Annotated in this window: 15 protein-coding genes and 2 riboswitches; of the genes, 4 read left to right on the forward strand and 11 right to left on the reverse strand. The window is 68.1% G+C overall.

Features of this window, described 5'->3' with window-relative positions:
* Positions 1–374: 374 nt before the first annotated feature.
* Positions 375–490: riboswitch (SAM riboswitch) on the forward strand.
* 91 nt (positions 491–581) lie between these two features.
* Genes OM977_RS18415 through OM977_RS18425 form a run of 3 tightly spaced genes read left to right on the forward strand, consistent with a single transcriptional unit; the run spans position 582 to position 2,446 of the window.
* Positions 582–830, forward strand: a complete 249-nt coding sequence (locus OM977_RS18415) for a DUF1737 domain-containing protein (protein ID WP_264357476.1) — start codon at positions 582–584, stop codon at positions 828–830.
* Complete coding sequence (locus OM977_RS18420) at positions 827–1,237, forward strand: rhodanese-like domain-containing protein (RefSeq protein WP_264355319.1); 411 nt, start codon at positions 827–829, stop codon at positions 1,235–1,237. The genes OM977_RS18415 and OM977_RS18420 overlap by 4 nt, the downstream gene beginning before the upstream one ends.
* Complete coding sequence (locus OM977_RS18425; RefSeq protein ID WP_264355320.1) at positions 1,238–2,446, forward strand: O-succinylhomoserine sulfhydrylase; 1,209 nt, start codon at positions 1,238–1,240, stop codon at positions 2,444–2,446.
* A gap of 88 nt (positions 2,447–2,534) precedes the next feature.
* Here the strand turns inward: OM977_RS18425 and OM977_RS18430 are convergent, their stop codons facing one another.
* The 5 genes from OM977_RS18430 to OM977_RS18450 all read right to left on the reverse strand — a co-directional run bounded on the left by OM977_RS18430 (position 2,535) and on the right by OM977_RS18450 (position 8,636).
* Entirely contained in the window at positions 2,535–3,716 is a 1,182-nt protein-coding gene (locus OM977_RS18430; RefSeq protein ID WP_264355321.1) for a glutamate--cysteine ligase 2, read from the reverse strand.
* 126 nt (positions 3,717–3,842) lie between these two features.
* Positions 3,843–5,366: a UDP-N-acetylglucosamine 1-carboxyvinyltransferase gene (locus OM977_RS18435; protein ID WP_264355322.1), complete on the reverse strand. Its 1,524-nt coding sequence runs from the start codon at positions 5,364–5,366 to the stop codon at positions 3,843–3,845.
* 132 nt (positions 5,367–5,498) lie between these two features.
* Entirely contained in the window at positions 5,499–6,302 is an 804-nt protein-coding gene (locus OM977_RS18440; protein WP_264355323.1) for an energy-coupling factor transporter transmembrane component T family protein, read from the reverse strand.
* A complete protein-coding gene (locus tag OM977_RS18445; RefSeq protein WP_264355324.1) occupies positions 6,299–7,960 on the reverse strand; it encodes an ABC transporter ATP-binding protein in 1,662 nt (553 codons plus the stop codon). Before OM977_RS18445 ends, OM977_RS18440 begins: the two co-directional genes overlap by 4 nt.
* A gap of 43 nt (positions 7,961–8,003) precedes the next feature.
* On the reverse strand, positions 8,004–8,636 hold the full coding sequence (locus OM977_RS18450) for an ECF transporter S component (RefSeq protein ID WP_264355325.1): 633 nt from the start codon (positions 8,634–8,636) through the stop codon (positions 8,004–8,006).
* A 67-nt stretch (positions 8,637–8,703) separates the two neighbouring features.
* A riboswitch (TPP riboswitch) is annotated at positions 8,704–8,842 on the reverse strand.
* Positions 8,843–9,030: 188 nt separating this feature from the next.
* Here OM977_RS18450 and OM977_RS18455 point away from each other — a divergent pair.
* On the forward strand, positions 9,031–9,294 hold the full coding sequence (locus OM977_RS18455; RefSeq protein WP_264355326.1) for a DUF4235 domain-containing protein: 264 nt from the start codon (positions 9,031–9,033) through the stop codon (positions 9,292–9,294).
* Positions 9,295–9,351: 57 nt separating this feature from the next.
* On the opposite strand, the gene mnhG is transcribed toward OM977_RS18455, so the two are convergent.
* Genes mnhG through OM977_RS18485 form a run of 6 tightly spaced genes read right to left on the reverse strand, consistent with a single transcriptional unit; the run spans position 9,352 to position 15,864 of the window.
* Positions 9,352–9,768 carry a monovalent cation/H(+) antiporter subunit G gene (gene mnhG / locus OM977_RS18460; RefSeq protein ID WP_264355327.1) on the reverse strand — a complete coding sequence of 139 codons (417 nt, stop codon included), beginning with the start codon at positions 9,766–9,768 and terminating at the stop codon, positions 9,352–9,354.
* The gene (locus OM977_RS18465; protein ID WP_264355328.1) at positions 9,758–10,036 is read right to left on the reverse strand and encodes a monovalent cation/H+ antiporter complex subunit F; all 279 of its coding nucleotides are present in this window, start codon (positions 10,034–10,036) and stop codon (positions 9,758–9,760) included. The genes mnhG and OM977_RS18465 overlap by 11 nt, the downstream gene beginning before the upstream one ends.
* The gene (locus OM977_RS18470) at positions 10,033–10,578 is read right to left on the reverse strand and encodes a Na+/H+ antiporter subunit E (protein WP_264355329.1); all 546 of its coding nucleotides are present in this window, start codon (positions 10,576–10,578) and stop codon (positions 10,033–10,035) included. The genes OM977_RS18465 and OM977_RS18470 overlap by 4 nt, the downstream gene beginning before the upstream one ends.
* Positions 10,575–12,215: a Na+/H+ antiporter subunit D gene (locus OM977_RS18475; RefSeq protein WP_264355330.1), complete on the reverse strand. Its 1,641-nt coding sequence runs from the start codon at positions 12,213–12,215 to the stop codon at positions 10,575–10,577. Before OM977_RS18475 ends, OM977_RS18470 begins: the two co-directional genes overlap by 4 nt.
* Complete coding sequence (locus OM977_RS18480; RefSeq protein WP_264355331.1) at positions 12,212–12,793, reverse strand: Na(+)/H(+) antiporter subunit C; 582 nt, start codon at positions 12,791–12,793, stop codon at positions 12,212–12,214. Before OM977_RS18480 ends, OM977_RS18475 begins: the two co-directional genes overlap by 4 nt.
* Positions 12,790–15,864 carry a Na+/H+ antiporter subunit A gene (locus tag OM977_RS18485; RefSeq protein WP_264355332.1) on the reverse strand — a complete coding sequence of 1,025 codons (3,075 nt, stop codon included), beginning with the start codon at positions 15,862–15,864 and terminating at the stop codon, positions 12,790–12,792. Before OM977_RS18485 ends, OM977_RS18480 begins: the two co-directional genes overlap by 4 nt.
* Positions 15,865–15,991: the final 127 nt, after the last annotated feature.

A 15,991-nucleotide genomic window follows, 5' to 3' on the forward strand; every position in this document is an offset into this window, starting at 1 on the left:
TGGTCCCGCTCCGCCGCAGAGCATGCCCCGCGGCCGCGCCTAAGGAAGGACATAGTGGCTATATGTCCTTCCCTCCCGCCCAAGAGAGGGCATGTCCCGCGCTGGTCCCGCTCCACCGCAGAGCATGCCCCGCGGCCGCGCCTAAGGATGGACATAGTGGCTACAGGTCCATCCCTGCCGCCCAAGGGAGGGCATGTCCCGCGCTGGTCCCGCTCGGCCGAAGGGCATGTCCACCGGTCGGCGCGGACACCCCGGACGGACACCGGCTGCATCGCTGCGCGCCGGCGTCCGGGCCGGGTGGAGGCACGCGCCGGTTACGGAACATGACGACGACGGCGGTGCGCCCGGGCGCAGCAGGTGTTACGTTTTTGGAGAGTAATGAGAACCGGCGCCAAGCCCTGACTGGCCGGTCGGCAACCCTCCCTCTTCGCGGCGGGGTGCCTCAGGTGAATACTCGGCATATCGACCATTCGAGCTGCAAGCGTGAAAGAAGGAGCCCCGTCGTGCCCGACGCTTCCGCCCCCGCTGTCCCGGAGACAGCAACTGCCCCCTCCCCGGCCGTTCCCGGCGCCGCGGAAAGACTGGCCTACCGCCTCTTCACCGGACCCGACGACCGCTCCTTCTGTGAGCGCGTTTCCACCGCACTGGCCGAGGGATACGTGCTGCACGGCAGCCCGTCCGCCACATTCAACGGCAGCACCGTCATTGTGGCCCAGGCCGTTGTGCTGCCGGCCGCGATTGCCAGTGCGGACGCCGCCGTCGCCGATGCGGTGGAAGGCCTCGAAATCGACGGTTTCGGCTACGAAGAGACCATCGGGGGCCACGCGTGAGCTACGCCGGAGACCTCAGCCCCCAGGAGGCGTGGGAGAAGCTCGAAGCAGGCGCCATCCTGGTTGACGTCCGCACGGAGTCCGAGTGGGCCCACATCGGCATCCCGGACACCAAAGGCACGGAGAACGATCCGCTGTTCATCCAGTGGAACCTGACCGGAGGCATCCCCAATTCGCACTTCATTGAACAGCTGAAGCAGCAGGCCCCGGAGGCCGACGGGACCGAACTCGTGTTCCTCTGCCGTTCCGGTGTCCGCTCCATCGCCGCCGCGAACGCCGCCACGGAGGCCGGCTTCGTCTCCTACAACGTCCTTGAGGGCTTCGAAGGCGCCCCGGACCAGTACGGCGAACGGAGCGTCAACGGCTGGAAGAACCGCGGCCTGCCCACCAACCTCGGGAAGAACTAAGTGACTTTCAATCCCGACGCCGCCGCCTGGAGCGCTGAAACCCAGGCTGTCCGCGGCGGTCTCGACCGTACCGGCTTCCAGGAAACCACCGAGCCGATCTTCCTCAACTCGGGCTTCGTCTACGAATCCGCAGCCGCCGCCGAGCGGGCCTTCACCGGCGAGGACGAGCGGTTCGTGTACTCCCGGTACGGCAACCCGTCGGTCGCGACCTTCCAGGAACGGCTCCGTCTGCTTGAAGGCACCGAGGCGTGCTTTGCGACGGCGTCCGGCATGTCCGCCGTGTTCACCGCGCTCGGCGCCTTGCTCGGCGCCGGCGACCGTGTGGTCGCTGCGCGCTCTTTGTTCGGTTCCTGCTTTGTAATCCTCAATGAGATCCTGCCGCGCTGGGGCGTGGAGACCGTTTTCGTCGACGGGCCGGATCTGGAACAGTGGCGTTCGGCGTTGTCGGAGCCGACGACGGCGGTCTTCTTCGAGTCGCCGTCGAACCCGATGCAGGAGATCGTGGACATCGCGGCCGTGAGCGAGCTGGCGCACGCCGCGGGCGCGACCGTCGTCGTCGACAACGTCTTTGCCACTCCGCTGCTGCAGCGCTGCGGGGATCTCGGCGCCGACGTGGTGGTGTACTCCGGCACGAAGCACATCGACGGCCAGGGACGGGTGCTCGGCGGCGCGATCCTCGGCACCAAGGAGTTCATTGACGGTCCGGTCAAGCAGCTCATGCGGCACACCGGCCCGGCGCTTTCGGCCTTCAACGCCTGGGTGCTCACAAAGGGCCTGGAGACCATGGCCTTGAGAGTGAACCACTCCTCGGCATCGGCGCTGCGGCTGGCCGAATGGCTCGAGGTGCAACCCGCAGTGAAAGCGGTGTTGTACCCGCTGCTGCCGTCCCACCCGCAGTACGAGCTGGCGGCGAAGCAGATGAAGGCCGGCGGCACCGTGCTGACGTTGGAGCTGTCGCCTTCCCCGGGGCGCTCCGCCAAGGAGGCAGCGTTCGCGCTGCTGGATGCGCTTCGGATCATCGACATCTCCAACAACCTGGGCGATGCCAAGTCCCTCATCACCCATCCGGCCACGACGACGCACCGCGCCATGGGTCCGGAGGGCCGCGCGGCGATTGGTCTCAGCGACGGGGTGGTGCGGCTCTCCGTGGGCCTGGAAGACGTCGACGACCTGATCCGCGACCTCGGCCAAGCGCTCAAGCAGGTCTAGGGCGTCTTCCCGTCCGCGGGATGACAGTTCGCGGCAGTGTTTGCACGCGGAACTGCCGCGAACTGTCATCTCGGCGGCGGCTTCGCGCTCAGACCCGGCGGACCCGCCGCAGCGACGGCTGGTGGGTGCGGTGCGAGGGTTCCGTGCCCTGCGTGGTCACCTGGACGGCGCGGTCGACGACGGCCACAAGCCCGCCGTGTTTGAACGGCTGGCGCTGCAGCTGGGACCCGGTCCCCTCCGCGACGATCCGCGCGATCCCCTCGCGGACCAGTTCGAGCTCGCCCTGCTCGGCCAGCACCGGGGCCAGATAGTCCACGAACGCTTGGACCACCTGGGCAGCGGGGGTCGGCAGGAACGTTCCGAAGTCCAGCAGCTGGCCGCGAAGCCCGCAGTTGCTGGCCTGCCAGGCGGCCATCCGGAGCAACAACGTCGGCACCGGGGCCGGCTCCACACCGTCGGCCCACTCCCGGCCGGCGGACTCGACCAGGGCGCGCACCAGCACGGCAATCAGCCCCGCGTCCTCGGCCCGGAGGCAGACGTCGGCGACCCGGACCTCCACCGTGGGGTGGTGCCGGCACAGCCGGGCGTCGAAGTAGATCATCCCCTCGTCCAGCAGCACACCGCTCTCCACCAGCCGGGTCACGACCCGCCGGTAGACGGGCAGGCTGCCGAAGATCATCGTGGGACCCGAGCCAGGCCAGCGGTTCCAGGCCTGTGTACGGTAGCTCTCAAACCCGGTCTCCGCACCGTTCCAGTACGGGGAATTGGCGCTGAGGGCTATCAGTACGGCCAGCTTGTCGCGGATCCGGTCCATCACCGCCACACCCTCCTCGGCGGACTCCACGAAGGTGTGCACGTGGAAGCCGCAGGTGAGCTGGTTCCGGACCGTGAGCCCGAAGCGTTCCTGCATCGTGACATAACGCGGCGAGGGCGTGGTGTGCGTTGCAGAGCCGCGGGGCGACGTGGCCAGCGCCGCGACGCGGGCGCCGTGCGCCCGGGCGGCCTGATCCGCGAGGGAGCGGCCCTGCCGGAGCTGCCGGAGCAACTCGGTGTAGTCCAGACAGGGCGGCGTCTGGGTTTCGATCTGCTCCAGCTTGAGTTCAAAGCTGAAACCGGCGTCCTCGTGGACCGGCCGCTGAGTTGCGACCACCCGCCCGGTTTCCGGCGCCGGCGGGAGCAGGCCGGGCAGGATGACGTCCGCCAAGGCCAGCGGCATCCCCGTTTCCGGGTCCACGATCAAGAGTTCTTCCTCGACACCAAAGGTGCGCATGAATCTATTGTGCGTCAGGACCTGCGGAAACGCGCTACCCCCGAACGGGGTCTCTCCGCGCCCGCGGAGCGACCCTTGCGGAGCCCCTCGGCACGGGTCCGGAGAACCGCCACTTCCAGGATCGTCTCAGTCCTGGAAGTACTCGATCTTGGCGCCAATAGTGTTGAGCCGCTCGGCCAGATCCTCGTAGCCGCGCTCGATCACGTAGATGTTGCGCAGCTCCGAGACGCCTCGGGCGGCGAGCATCGCGAGCAGCAGGCAGGCTGCGGGGCGGAGTGCCGGTGGGCAGCCCACTTCGGCCGCCCGCCACTTGGTCGGGCCGTTGACGTAGATCCGGTGCGGATCCAGCAGCTGCACCTGGGCGCCGAGTTTGTTCAGCTCAGTCAGGTAGATCGCCCGGTTCTCGTACACCCAGTCGTGGATCATGGTCTGGCCGGTGGCGTTGGCCGCAATGACCGCGAAGAAGGGCAGGTTGTCGATGTTGAGGCCGGGGAACGGCATAGGGTGGATTTTGTCCTCCGGTGCCCGCAATTCCGAGGGCTTGGTGGTCACATCCACCAGCCGGGTGCGGCCGTTGCGGGCCAGGTATTCGCCCGACACCTCGAGACGCTGGCCCATCTGTTCAAGCGTCGCGAGCTCGATCTCCATGAACTCTATGGGGACACGGCGGATGGTGACTTCCGAGTTGGTCACGATGCCGGCGGTGATCAGGCTCATCGCCTCGATCGGATCCTCGGAGGGGAAGTACTCGACGTCGGCGTCGACGGAGGGCAGGCCGGTGATTTTCAGGGTGGTGGTTCCCACACCCTGGATCTCCACGCCGAGCATCTGAAGGTAGAAGCACAGATCCTGCACCATGTAGTTGGGGCTGGCATTGCGGATGATGGTGGTGCCGCGGCGGTGGGCCGCGGCCATGATCGCGTTCTCGGTGACGGTGTCCCCGCGTTCGCTCAGCACGAAGGACCGGTCGTTCCCGTCCGACGACGGCGCCTGCACCACGTAGAACCCGGAGGTCGCCTCCACGCTGAGACCGAACTGGCGAAGAGCCTGCATGTGGGGCTGAACGGTGCGGGTGCCGAGGTCACAGCCGCCAGCGTACGGCAGGCGGTATTCGCTGGATTCGTCCAGCAGCGGGCCGAGCAGCATGATGACGCTGCGGGTCCGGCGGGCTGCCTCCACGTCCATGGAATCAAGGTCCAGCACGGCGGGGCGGCGGATCTGCAGATCGTTCGCGTTGAGCCAGGTGCATTCGACGCCGATGCTGGTCAGCACTTCAACGATCCGATTGACCTCCTCGATCCGGGCCAGCCGGCGCAGCGTCGTGGTGCCGCGGTTGATCAGGCTGGCGCACAACAGGGCGACGCCGGCGTTCTTGCTGCTGTTGACATCCACCGATCCGGACAGCGTGCGGCCGCCCTCGACCCGCAGGTGGGTCATCTGCGGGCGGCCAACCTTGACGATGCTGCGGCCGAAGATGGATTCCAGCCGCTGGATCATTTTCAGGCTCAGGTTTTGCTTCCCTTGTTCCATCCGGGCAATCGCACTCTGGCTGGTGCCCAGCTCGGCGGCGAGCTGCCCTTGGGTCCAGCCCTTCTGGCCGCGGGCATCCCGCAGGAGGGCGCCTACGTGTTCAGCAGTTTCTTGAGTCATACCCAAAAAATATCACGGATGAGCTATCAAGGTAGGCAGATGCCGCAGAAGTGCGGATTAGCTCACAGGAATATCCATGCTGTGCGATAAACAAGCGACGCACCGTGTCCGGCGGAGAGGGCCGGATGCTGGCTACTGCGGAGTAAGGAAGACGAGGTTCCAAGTCCCGGCCGCCAAGGCCGCGGTCACGGCGCCCGCGGCGATCCCGGCACCGCCCAGCAGCACCCACAGGTCCATGCCGCTGAAGGTCGAGGGCCGGGCCCAGGTCCGTTCGGCGCCGCCGAAGCCGCGTGCTTCCATGGTGACAGCCAGCCGGGAGGCGCGTCGGATGGCCTGCACAAGGAGGCCGAAGCTCTGCCCGAGCGTGGAGCGGAGGCGCTGGTAGGGGTTGCCCCGCGAGCCCACACCGCGGGCGCGCCGCGCCATCCCGATGGTCTGCCATTCCTCGGCCATGATCCCGACAAGCCGCATCGCGGCCAGCGTGCCCAGGACGAAGCGGTGCGGCAGTTTCGCGTTCTGCGCCAGCGCGTCGGCCAGGTCCGTGGGGTCCGTGCAGCTCATCAGCAGAACCGCGGGCAGCGCGATCGCCAGCCCGCGGAGCAGGAACCCCAGCCCGAGTTCAAGGGAACCTTCGCTGATGGACCAGATACCGGCGTCGAGCAGTATCCGGCCGCTGTCCGGCGCCAGGATGGCGGTGCTCCAGCCGCCCAGTGCCGCCGCCAGGACCAGCGGCCAGCCGCGTTGCCACAGCAGCGCCAGGCTGAGCCCTGCGAGCGGGAACAGAGCCACCTCGCAGGCCAGCGCCACCGAGGCGGAAACCCAGTCAATGGACAGCGCCAGCACCAGCGTGATCAGGACGACGGCCGCGAACTTGGCCAGAGGGTTCGCCCGGGTCAGCAGCGCATGGTTGCCGCGCAGGCTCAAAGCATCCCTCATGGCGCCTTCACCGGATCCGTGCCCCGGCGGTCCGGGGTGTTGAGGCTGAGTTCGGTGCCGCCGAGCACGGCACTGAATTCCGCGTCGTGCGTGACGGACACAACGGCGGTGCCGGCGTCGAGGAGTTCGGAGAGGAAGGAGGCGAGTTCGGACCAGGTGTTGGCATCCTGGCCGAAGGTGGGCTCGTCCAGCACCAGCACCTGCGGATGGGCCGCGAGCACGGTGGCCACCGAGAGCCGGCGTTTTTCGCCGCCGGAGAGCGTGTAGGGGTTGGCGTCCACCAGTTCGGTCAGCCGCAGCCGCTCCAGCAGCTCGTCCACCCGTTCTTCCCCGCGCCCCAGGTGCCGGGGGCCGAACAGCAACTCGTCGAGGACCCGGCCGGTGACGAACTGGTGCTCCGGTTCCTGGAAGACCGTTCCGATCCGGGCAATCAGCTGCTGCGCCTTCCACTTGTAGGGATCGATCCCCGCACCGTCGCTCAGCTCCAGCGTGGCGGAAACGGCCCCGGAGACCGGCGCCAGCAGGCCCGCCAAGGTCAGGGCGAAGGTCGACTTCCCCGAGCCGTTGGGGCCCGTGATGGTCAGGGCTTCGCCGGCGCGGACCCGGGCGGTGATGCCGGACTGCACGGCTAGGGGCGGGATGGTGCGGAAGCCCCCGCGCAGCCCCGAACGGCGGCCGCGTTCGCGGGAGACGGCCAGGTTCTCGGCTGCCATCAGCAGCGTCCCGGGCCTGTGTCCCCCGGCCCCGTGTCCGCCGGGCGGGTGCCCGCCGGGCGGGTGTCCGCCGGGCGGGGCGGTTGACGTGGCCCCCGCCGGGACTGCCGGCGCCGTACGGGCCCGCGTTTGCGGTACGTAGCCGGGGACCCAGACGCCCGCGGCGGTGAGCATGTCCCGTGCCTGCGCCAGGACCCTGTCCGGCGGACCGTCGATCAGCACGGCCGGTTCGGTCGCGCTGCCGGGCTGGAGGACCACAATCCGGTCCACGAGGTCTTTCCACACGGAGACCCGGTGCTCCACGACCACGAGGGTGGCCCCGGTTTTGTCCAGGCACCGGCCCACGGCGTCCCGTACTTCCAGGACGCCGGCCGGGTCGAGGTTGGCGGTGGGTTCGTCCAGCAGGATCAGCCCCGGGCGCATGGCCAGGATCCCGGCGAGGGCCAAACGCTGCTTCTGCCCGCCGGACAGGGCCGAAGTCGGATGGTTCAGCGGCAGGTGGCCCAGTCCGACGTCGTCGAGCGCTTCCCTCACCCGGACCCAGATCTCGGCCGCGGGCACCGACAGGTTTTCCGCGCCGAACGCGACATCATCGCCAAGCCGGGAGAGCACCACCTGGGTTTCCGGGTCCTGTTGGACAAGCCCGGCCCGGCCCCGCTGCGCCCGCGGTGAGGCGCCGTCGATCAGCAGCGTGCCGGTCTCATCGGAATCCTCCGGGGTGGCCCCGGCGGAATTGTCGCCGGCGGTGTTGTCGCCGAGGACCCCCGCCAGGGCGTGGAGCAGCGTCGATTTGCCCGAGCCCGAGGGCCCCAGCAGCAGCACCCGCTCCCCGGGGCTGATGTCCAGGTCCAGCCCGTTGACCGCGGGCCGGGACCTTCCAGCGTGCCGCCAGCCCCAGCCACGTGCCGTGACCTGGGCGGGGCGGACGGAGTTGGTTGCGCTCATGCGCGGTGGCCCGTCGTCGGGAATTCTGTCAGCGGTGCGGTCTTCAGGAGAACACGGGCTCCGTGGCGGCCTTGCGCGAGGCGAAGGAACTCAGTACCCCGGTCTTCGCCAGTCCCCGGGTGGCGAGCCAGGACAGACCGCCGGCGATCACGGCACCGGAGACGGCGGTGAAGATGATGTAGGCGAGTTTGTCGCCGCCGGCGTAAGCGATGTTCCAGCCCCACGGCAGGAACGAGTCATTGAGGCCGCAGAAGAGGCCCGCACCGGCACCGGCCAGCAACGCCACCGGCAGATTGAACTTCTTGTAGACCAGGGCGGCGAACACGAGCTCCGCGCCGAGCCCCTGCAGGACGCCGGAGATCAGCACCGTCGTGCCGTACTGGGACCCCATGATCAGCTCGCCGGTGGCCGCTACGGTTTCGCAGAAGAGGGCCGCGCCCGGCTTGCGGATGATGAGCATGCCCAGTACGGCGGGAATCATCCAGCCGCCGGCGTAGAGCCCCGTCAGCGGCGGATACAGCGCGTTGACCGGGGCGGAAATCAGGTTGGCACCCTGGGACCAGGCCCAGAAGATGATGCCTCCGGCGACCGCAATCAAGGCGGCCACCACAATGTCCACTACGCGCCAGTTGTAGCTGCGCCGGGCCAGGCCCTGCTTGGCAGAAATATCAGTCATGTCGTCCTCCTGAGGAACAGGAGGGGAGAATGCACCGGCCGGCCGCGGCTTCCGCCACCCCGCCGTGCATTCTGAGAACTCGACTCCCTTGCGCCGGTACTAACCGGATCAGGTTCGAGGGTCTGCGGCTGTCCGCACTCTCAGCGCCCACCGATGGTCCCTGGATTCCTCCAGCTGCCGACGGCGGCGCTCCCCTGTCGTATTTAAGATCACCCTTGTGGGCGGTGTCAGTTTACACCCGCCCGGCGGGGTTTCCTTTGGGCGGGTGTCACATTCACGCTGGCCCTCAGGCGGAGATGCTCCGCCGGAGCGGGCCCGTACCGTCGGTCCTCCCGTCAGGGACGGGACGCTAGGCTAGGGGAAGCCCCGTTCCCTCCCCGAAGGAGTCCGAAGAATGAACATCTTCATCAAGCTGCTCGGCACCGGCATAAGCCTGCTCGCCGGGTTTGTCGGTACCAAGATCGTCGACACCGTCTGGGAGAAGTCCACCGGCAACAAGCCGCCGAAGGGCCACGACGACGACATCCCCACCACCCTGCGTTCGGCCCTGACCTTCGCACTGGTCTCCGCCTCGGTCAGCGCCATCATCCAGGTCCTCGCCAACCGCGGCACCCAGCGCGCGATCACCCGTTTCGCCAAGTCCCAGGACATCGTCTAGGCCGGAGCGCGGGCAGACGCCGGCGGCACCCGTCACCGGCGCCGCTGCCGGAGCCCGTTACCGGCGGCGGCTCGCCTCGTCGTCGCTGTCGTCCGAAAATCCGCTCGCGCCCGCCGCCTGCTGCACCACGGCCTCAAGCTCATCTGCGCTGAGCAGCTCCCGGTGGAGGTGCTTGGTGCGGTACCCGGCCCGCCCCACCATGTGCGCGGACACCGGAACGGTGAGCAGCTGGAAGATCCAGGCGACCACCAGGACGGGCCAGACCCACCAGGTGCGCATCTGAAGCCCCACCGCGCAAAGCAGCAGGAACAGCCCCAGTACCTGCGGCTTCGTCGCCGCATGCATCCTGCTCATGAGGTCGGGGAACCGCAGCAGGCCGATGGCCGCGCCGAGCGACATCAGGGCGCCCACCACCATGAACACCGCCGAGACGGCGTCGATCACGGCGTCGCCGGAGAATGCTTCAGGATTCACGGGCTTGCTCCCGCCGGTCGGCGACGAACCGGGCAACGGTGACCGAACCGATGAACCCGATGATGGATACTGCAACGAGCAGCATGAGGTTGTTGAGGTGCCGGTTCACCGCCATGTCGATGCACAGCGCCGCGCCCACGATGGCCAGCAGCACGTCGGCGGCCAGCACCCGGTCCAGCAGCGACGGGCCCCTCGCGATCCGGATGATCGCACCGGCGGCGGCCAAGGACAGCACGACGGCGGTCACGGTCAGGACGAGCTGCATCATGCGCCCACCTCCTGCTTCAGTGCGGACAGTTCATCCCTGGTGCCCATGATCCGGATCAGCCCGGCCTCGGTGTCCCGGACCTCCTTGCGCAGCCGGGCGGCGTCCTCGGGGTTGCGGACGTTGACGCCGTGGACGTAGAGCGTTGAGGTGGACCTGTCCACCTCAACCACCAGCGAACCCGGAATCAGTGAGAGCACGTGCCCGGTCGCGGTCACCAGCAGGTCCGAATGGCTCCGCAGCGGGACAGCGACGACGGCGCTGATCACCTTCGGCCCCTTGGCCACCGCCAGGTACAGCACCTGGAAGCTCGCCGCCACGACCTTGGCCAGGAAGGTCAGGGCAAAGGGAACGGCGCGCAGTACGTTGAAGCGCCCGCCCAGCTCCACCGGCGGCAGATAAAACAGCCTGGCCACCACGATTGCGATGAGGGCGCCGAACAGCAGGTTGCCGGGACTGAAATCCTGCCAGAGGGCACCCCAGACGATCACCAGCCAGACCAGCAGCGGAAGCTCCTGGCGCAGGGAAATCCGTTTCCGGCTCATTTCTGGCCGCCTTGCAAAGCCGGTTGCGCCTGGTCGGGCTGCGGCGCGGGTTGGGCCAGGGGCGGAACCGGGGCGTCCCCGCCGAGGACCGCGTGGATGTAGCCGGTGCGGTCCAGCATCTCCTCGGCGGACTGGTCCGCCACCCGGAACAGCGGACCGGCGAACACGGTCAGCGCCACGCCGAAGACCACCAGCCCCAGGGTGGAGCCCACCATGGTCCGCGGCAGCAGGGTGACGTTGGTCTTGCCGCCCCGGTCGCCGGTGGCCGAGTCCTCGGGGGAGGCCAGCAGTACCGGGTCGGGATATTCGGCGTCCTCGGGCTTCCGCCAGAAGGCACGGTTCCAAACCCTTGCGATCGCCAGCAGTGTCAGCAAGCTGGTCAGCACTCCCCCGATCACCAGGGCGTAGGCCAGCGGGGTACCCAGCTGGACACCGGCCTGCAGCAGCCCGAGCTTGCCGAGGAAGCCGGAGAACGGGGGAATCCCCGCCAGATTCATAGCCGGAATGAAGAACAGCACGGCCAGCACCGGGGAGAGCTTGGCCAGGCCCGCGACGCGGTCCATGGAGGAACTTCCGCCCCGGCGTTCGATCAGGCCCGTAACCAGGAACAGGCTCGTCTGGATGGTGATGTGGTGGGCCACGTAGAAGACGGCCGCCGCCAGGCCGGCCACGGAGGACATCGCGAGCCCGAAGACCATGTAGCCAATGTGGCTGACCAGGGTGAAGGACAGAAGTCGCTTGATGTCGCTCTGGGCGAGGGCACCCAAAATTCCGACCACCATGGTCAGTAAGGCCGCGACCATCAGCGGCGTATTGAGCGTGTCCCCGGGGAAGAGCAGGGTTTCGGTGCGGACCATCGCGTAGACGCCCACCTTGGTCAGCAGCCCCGCGAACACCGCGGTGACGGGGGCCGGCGCCGTCGGATAGGAGTCGGGGAGCCAGAAGGACAGCGGGAAGACGGCGGCCTTGATGCCGAAGGCGACGAGCAGCATGACGTGCAGCAGGTTCCGCGTGCCCGGGTCAAGGTCGGCGAGCTTGATGGCGAGGTCTGCCATGTTGATGGTTCCGGTGGCGCCGTAGACCATCGCGATCGCGATCAGGAAGAGCACGGAGGAGACCACCGAGACCACCACGTAGGTCACCCCCGCCCGGATCCGCGGCCCGGTCCCGCCCAGGGTCATGAGCACGTAGCTGGCGGTCAGGAGGATCTCAAAGCCCACGTAGAGGTTGAACAGGTCCCCGGACAGGAAGGCGTTGGACACCCCGGCCACCAGGATCAGGTAGGTGGGGTGGAAGATCGAGACGGGCGCGTCCCGGTCCCCGTCGGCCATACCTTGCCCGGTGGCGTAGACCAGCACCGCGAGACTCACCGTGGAGGAGACCACCAGCATCAGCGAGGAGAACTGGTCCACCACCATCACGATGCCCCAGGGCGGCAGCCAGCCCCCGATATTGACGGCGGCGGTGCCGCCCTGCCAGACGGAGGCGAGCAGCAGGCATTCCAGCAGCAATGTCAGGGAGAGCAGCGCGATGCTGACCGCGCGCTGGGCCCGGGAGTGCCGGATCAGCAGGAAGGTCAGCGCGGCGCCGAGGATGGGAAGTACGACGGCGAGCGGGGCGAAACTGGCGAGGTTCACTGTCCGCCTCCTTCCAGTCCTGGTGCGGTCACCCTGGGCGAGCCCGGCTGTTCTTCCGCGGCGACGCTTTCGGCGTTGAGCGTGCGGTCGGCCACCTTGACGGTGGCGGCGGTCCTTGCGGCGGGGGTGTCGGTGATCCCTTCACCGTCCGAGCCGATCATGGTGAGCGGAAATTCCGAGGTCTCCACCGGGATCACGGCGTCATCCTCAGCGTCGAAGCTGGGGGTCTCGGCGACGCGGCGGTCTTCGGCGTCGTCCTGGATCTCGTCCTGGCGGGCCAGCACCCAGGTGCGGTAGATGATGCCGAGCATGAACGCGGTAACCGCGAAGGAGATCACGATCGAGGTCAGGATCAGCGCTTGCGGCAGCGGGTCGTTGTAGTCCTCGGGGTTGGTGTCCTTGTTGAACAGCGGAGCGAGCCCGGCGTAGCCGCCGGTGGCGAGGATCAGGAGGTTGGTGGCGTTCGCCAGCAGCATCAGACCGAGGAGCACCCGGGTGAGGCTGCGCTCCAGGATCAGGTAGATGCCGCAGGCGTACAGGGCGCCCATGACAGTCAGCAGGGTCAGGTTGACGCTCATGCCTGCCTCCTGGCGGTGGAGCCGGTGGCTTCGGCGGGGACCTGGTCGGTCTCCTGGTCTTCGGCGGGGACCTGGCCCGTCTCCTGGTCTTCGGGCGGCGCTCCCGGATGTTCTTCGAAGTGTTCGTCGATTTCCGCGCCGAGGCTGCGCAGCACGTCCAGCACCAGCCCGACGACGACGATGTAGACGCCGATATCGAAGAGGGTCGAGGTGACGAATTTGATGTCGCCGAAGACCGGCAGCCAGAGTTCGATGATGGCGCTCTGGAACACCTGTCCGCCGAGCAGCAGGGGTGCGACGCCGGAGGCAGCGGCCGTGGCGAGGCCGATGCCGAGCAGGGCGCCGGCGCTGACCGGCGTGGCCTCGCGGAGCTCAAAGCGGCCGCCGGCGAGGTAGCGCATGGTGAGGGCCAGCCCGGCGGTGAGTCCGCCGGCGAAGCCTCCGCCGGGGAGGTTGTGGCCGGCCAGGAGCAGGTAGACCGAGAACACGATCATGGTGTGGAAGACCAACCGGGTGACCACTTCGAAGATGATCGAGCGCCGCTCAGGCGCCAGGGTCCGGCCCGCCACGAGCCAGGCGTCGCGGCTGGAGGCCGCAAAGCGGCGGCTCATGGCAAGGGCGGCGTCGTCCCGGGTGTTGCCGCGCGCCCCGCGGAGGCGGCCTACGGTTCCTTCGGCGACAGTGGAGGACGCCCGGATGCCGTCCCCGCGCCCGCGGACGAAGATGAGGCTGGCAACTCCGGTGGCCGCCAGGGCGAGCACGGAGATCTCCCCGAAGGTGTCCCACGCGCGGATGTCCACCAGCGTGACGTTGACGATGTTCAGCCCGCCGCCGCCTTCGTAGGCCAGTCTCGGGAACTCGAGCGAGACCGGGCTGGCCACGCGGGCCCCCAGGGCGTAGATCGCGGCGTAAACCATCGTGATGCCGAACGCGACGCCGATGATGACCCGGACCACGCGGTACTTGCCGCCGGTCCGGTCCCGCAGCTCGGCGGGCAGGCTCCGCATGGCCAGGACAAACGCCACCAGGATGATGGTTTCGACCAGCATCTGGGTCAGGGCCAGGTCCGGCGCGCCCTGCAATGCGAACATCAGGGCGATGCCGTAGCCCGTGACGGAGACCATCAGCACGGCGAGGAAGCGCTTATTGGCGCGCACCGCGGCGAATGCGCCGATCACGGTCCCGGCACCGACAACCAGCTGCAGCGGGGAGTTCGGATCAAGAAAGTACAGGTCCTCCGGCAGGGGCTTCCGCGCCGCGACCAGCGCCGTGAGCGGGAGGACGAACGCCACGGTCAGGATGACGGAGAGGTAGAAGAACAAGGATCCACGCTGGGTCCGGCCGGTGACCCAGACGGCGGCGTCGTCGAGCGCCCCGATGACCAGCTGGTAGCTGCGGTCCCCGTCGATCCAGCCCGGGACCAGGCTCTGAAGCCGGGCCACTGCATTGCGGGCGTAGAACATGGCCAGGCCGAGGAGGAAGGTGACGGCGGTCAGACCGAGCGCCGGCGTGAAGCCGTGCCACAGTGCCAGATGGCCCGCGGCGGCCGCTGCGGCTCCGCCGTCGGCCGCTGTTCCGTCGGCGAAGAGGGCGGCGTAGGGCTGGATCCAGCCGTCCACGGGGTCCGGCCATAAGCCGTAAACAATGGTCAGCAGGCTCAGGACGGCAGGGGCGGCGAGGAATGCCGGCTTGATCGGTTTGAATGGGGTGGCCTCGACACCGGGCTTCACCGCGAAGGCTCCCCACATAAAGCGGGCGCTGTAGGCGAACGTCAGAATGGAGCCGAGTACGAGCCCCGCCAGGAGCGCCGGACCCCACGGCCCCGTGGCGGGATCGGTGCCGTAGTGGACGAACGCCTCGAAAACGGACTCCTTCGCCACAAACCCGGCGAGCGGCGGAATGCCCGCCATGGACGCGGCGCCGATCGCGGCCACGATGGCCAGCGCCCGGGCGGACCCAAAGACTCCGGAGAGCTTCCGGATATCGCGGGTTCCGGCCTGGTGGTCGATGATGCCCACCACCAGGAAGAGTGTCGCCTTGAAGAGCCCGTGCGCCAGCAGCAGCGCCAGGCCGGCGAGGGCTGCGTCCGGTTTGCCCAGCCCCACCACCATGGTCAGGAAGCCGAGCTGGCTGACGGTGCCGTAGGCGAGGATGAGCTTGATGTCCGTCTGGCGCAGCGCGCGGTACCCGCCGACCAGCATGGTGGCCAGGCCAAGGCCCAGCACCAGCGGCAGCCAGAACGCCGTTTCGGCGAACCCCGGGGCAAGCCGTGCCACGAGGTAGATACCGGCCTTCACCATGGCGGCGGCGTGCAGGTAGGCACTGACCGGCGTCGGGGCTGCCATGGCGCCGGGAAGCCAGAAATGGAAGGGGACGAGCGCCGACTTGGTGATGGCACCGATCAGAATGAGAACGACGGCGGCGCCCACCGTGGCTCCGGCGGGTCCCGTTACCAGGTCCGGAGCCTGCTCCAGGATGTCCGAGATCCGGTAAGTCCCGGCGCTGAAGCCCAGCATGATCAGGCCCACGAGCATCGCCAGCCCGCCCGCGGTGGTCACGATCAGGGCCTGCAAAGCCGAGCGGCGGGCCGACAGCCGGGTCCGTGCATAGCCGATCAGCAGATACGACAGGACCGTGGTCAGTTCCCAGAAGATGAACATCAGGAGTAGGTCGTCCGCGGTGACGAGCCCGAACATCGCCCCCGCGAAGGCCAGCAGCTGCGCGCCGAAGCCGCCAAGGTAGTCATCCGTGGTCTTGAAATACCGGGCGCAGTAGACGAGCACCAGGGCGCCGACACCCAGGATCAGCAGGGACATCACCCAGGCCAGGGCGTCCATGCGGAAGGCGAGCTCCAGCTGCAGCCCGGGTATCCACGGCAGCACCTCTGCCGTTCCGGCGTGCGCAGGGTCCGCACCAGCGTCCGGATAGACCGCGCCGTACTGCAGGACCAGCCAGATGAACGATCCCGCCGGCACCGCGGCGAGGGCGTAGAACGAGTTGCGGCCGAACTTCCGGAAGAGAAACGGCGCCACGGCAGCCACCGCAAAGTGCACGGCAAGGACTGTGATCACTGGTAACTCCGCAACGTCAGGCATTCGATGGTCAAAAGTTGGAGCAGGCGGGTATTCGTTGGGTTCGGTGCGGCCAGTTTACCAAGCGGGGACAAATTCTTTTCCCGGTGCGGATACTATTTCGGCT

The sequence above is a fragment of the Pseudarthrobacter sp. MM222 genome (assembly GCF_947090775.1).
Taxonomy (GTDB): domain Bacteria; phylum Actinomycetota; class Actinomycetes; order Actinomycetales; family Micrococcaceae; genus Arthrobacter.

Coding starts and splice junctions, on each gene's coding strand:
- OM977_RS18430 (WP_264355321.1), bottom strand. CDS start 3,716: ATGCGCACCTTTGGTGTCGAGGAAGAACTCTTGATCGTGGACCCGGAA.
- OM977_RS18435 (WP_264355322.1), bottom strand. CDS start 5,366: ATGACTCAAGAAACTGCTGAACACGTAGGCGCCCTCCTGCGGGATGCC.
- OM977_RS18440 (WP_264355323.1), bottom strand. CDS start 6,302: ATGAGGGATGCTTTGAGCCTGCGCGGCAACCATGCGCTGCTGACCCGG.
- OM977_RS18445 (WP_264355324.1), bottom strand. CDS start 7,960: ATGAGCGCAACCAACTCCGTCCGCCCCGCCCAGGTCACGGCACGTGGC.
- OM977_RS18450 (WP_264355325.1), bottom strand. CDS start 8,636: ATGACTGATATTTCTGCCAAGCAGGGCCTGGCCCGGCGCAGCTACAAC.
- OM977_RS18455 (WP_264355326.1), top strand. CDS start 9,031: ATGAACATCTTCATCAAGCTGCTCGGCACCGGCATAAGCCTGCTCGCC.
- OM977_RS18465 (WP_264355328.1), bottom strand. CDS start 10,036: ATGATGCAGCTCGTCCTGACCGTGACCGCCGTCGTGCTGTCCTTGGCC.
- OM977_RS18470 (WP_264355329.1), bottom strand. CDS start 10,578: ATGAGCCGGAAACGGATTTCCCTGCGCCAGGAGCTTCCGCTGCTGGTC.
- OM977_RS18480 (WP_264355331.1), bottom strand. CDS start 12,793: ATGAGCGTCAACCTGACCCTGCTGACTGTCATGGGCGCCCTGTACGCC.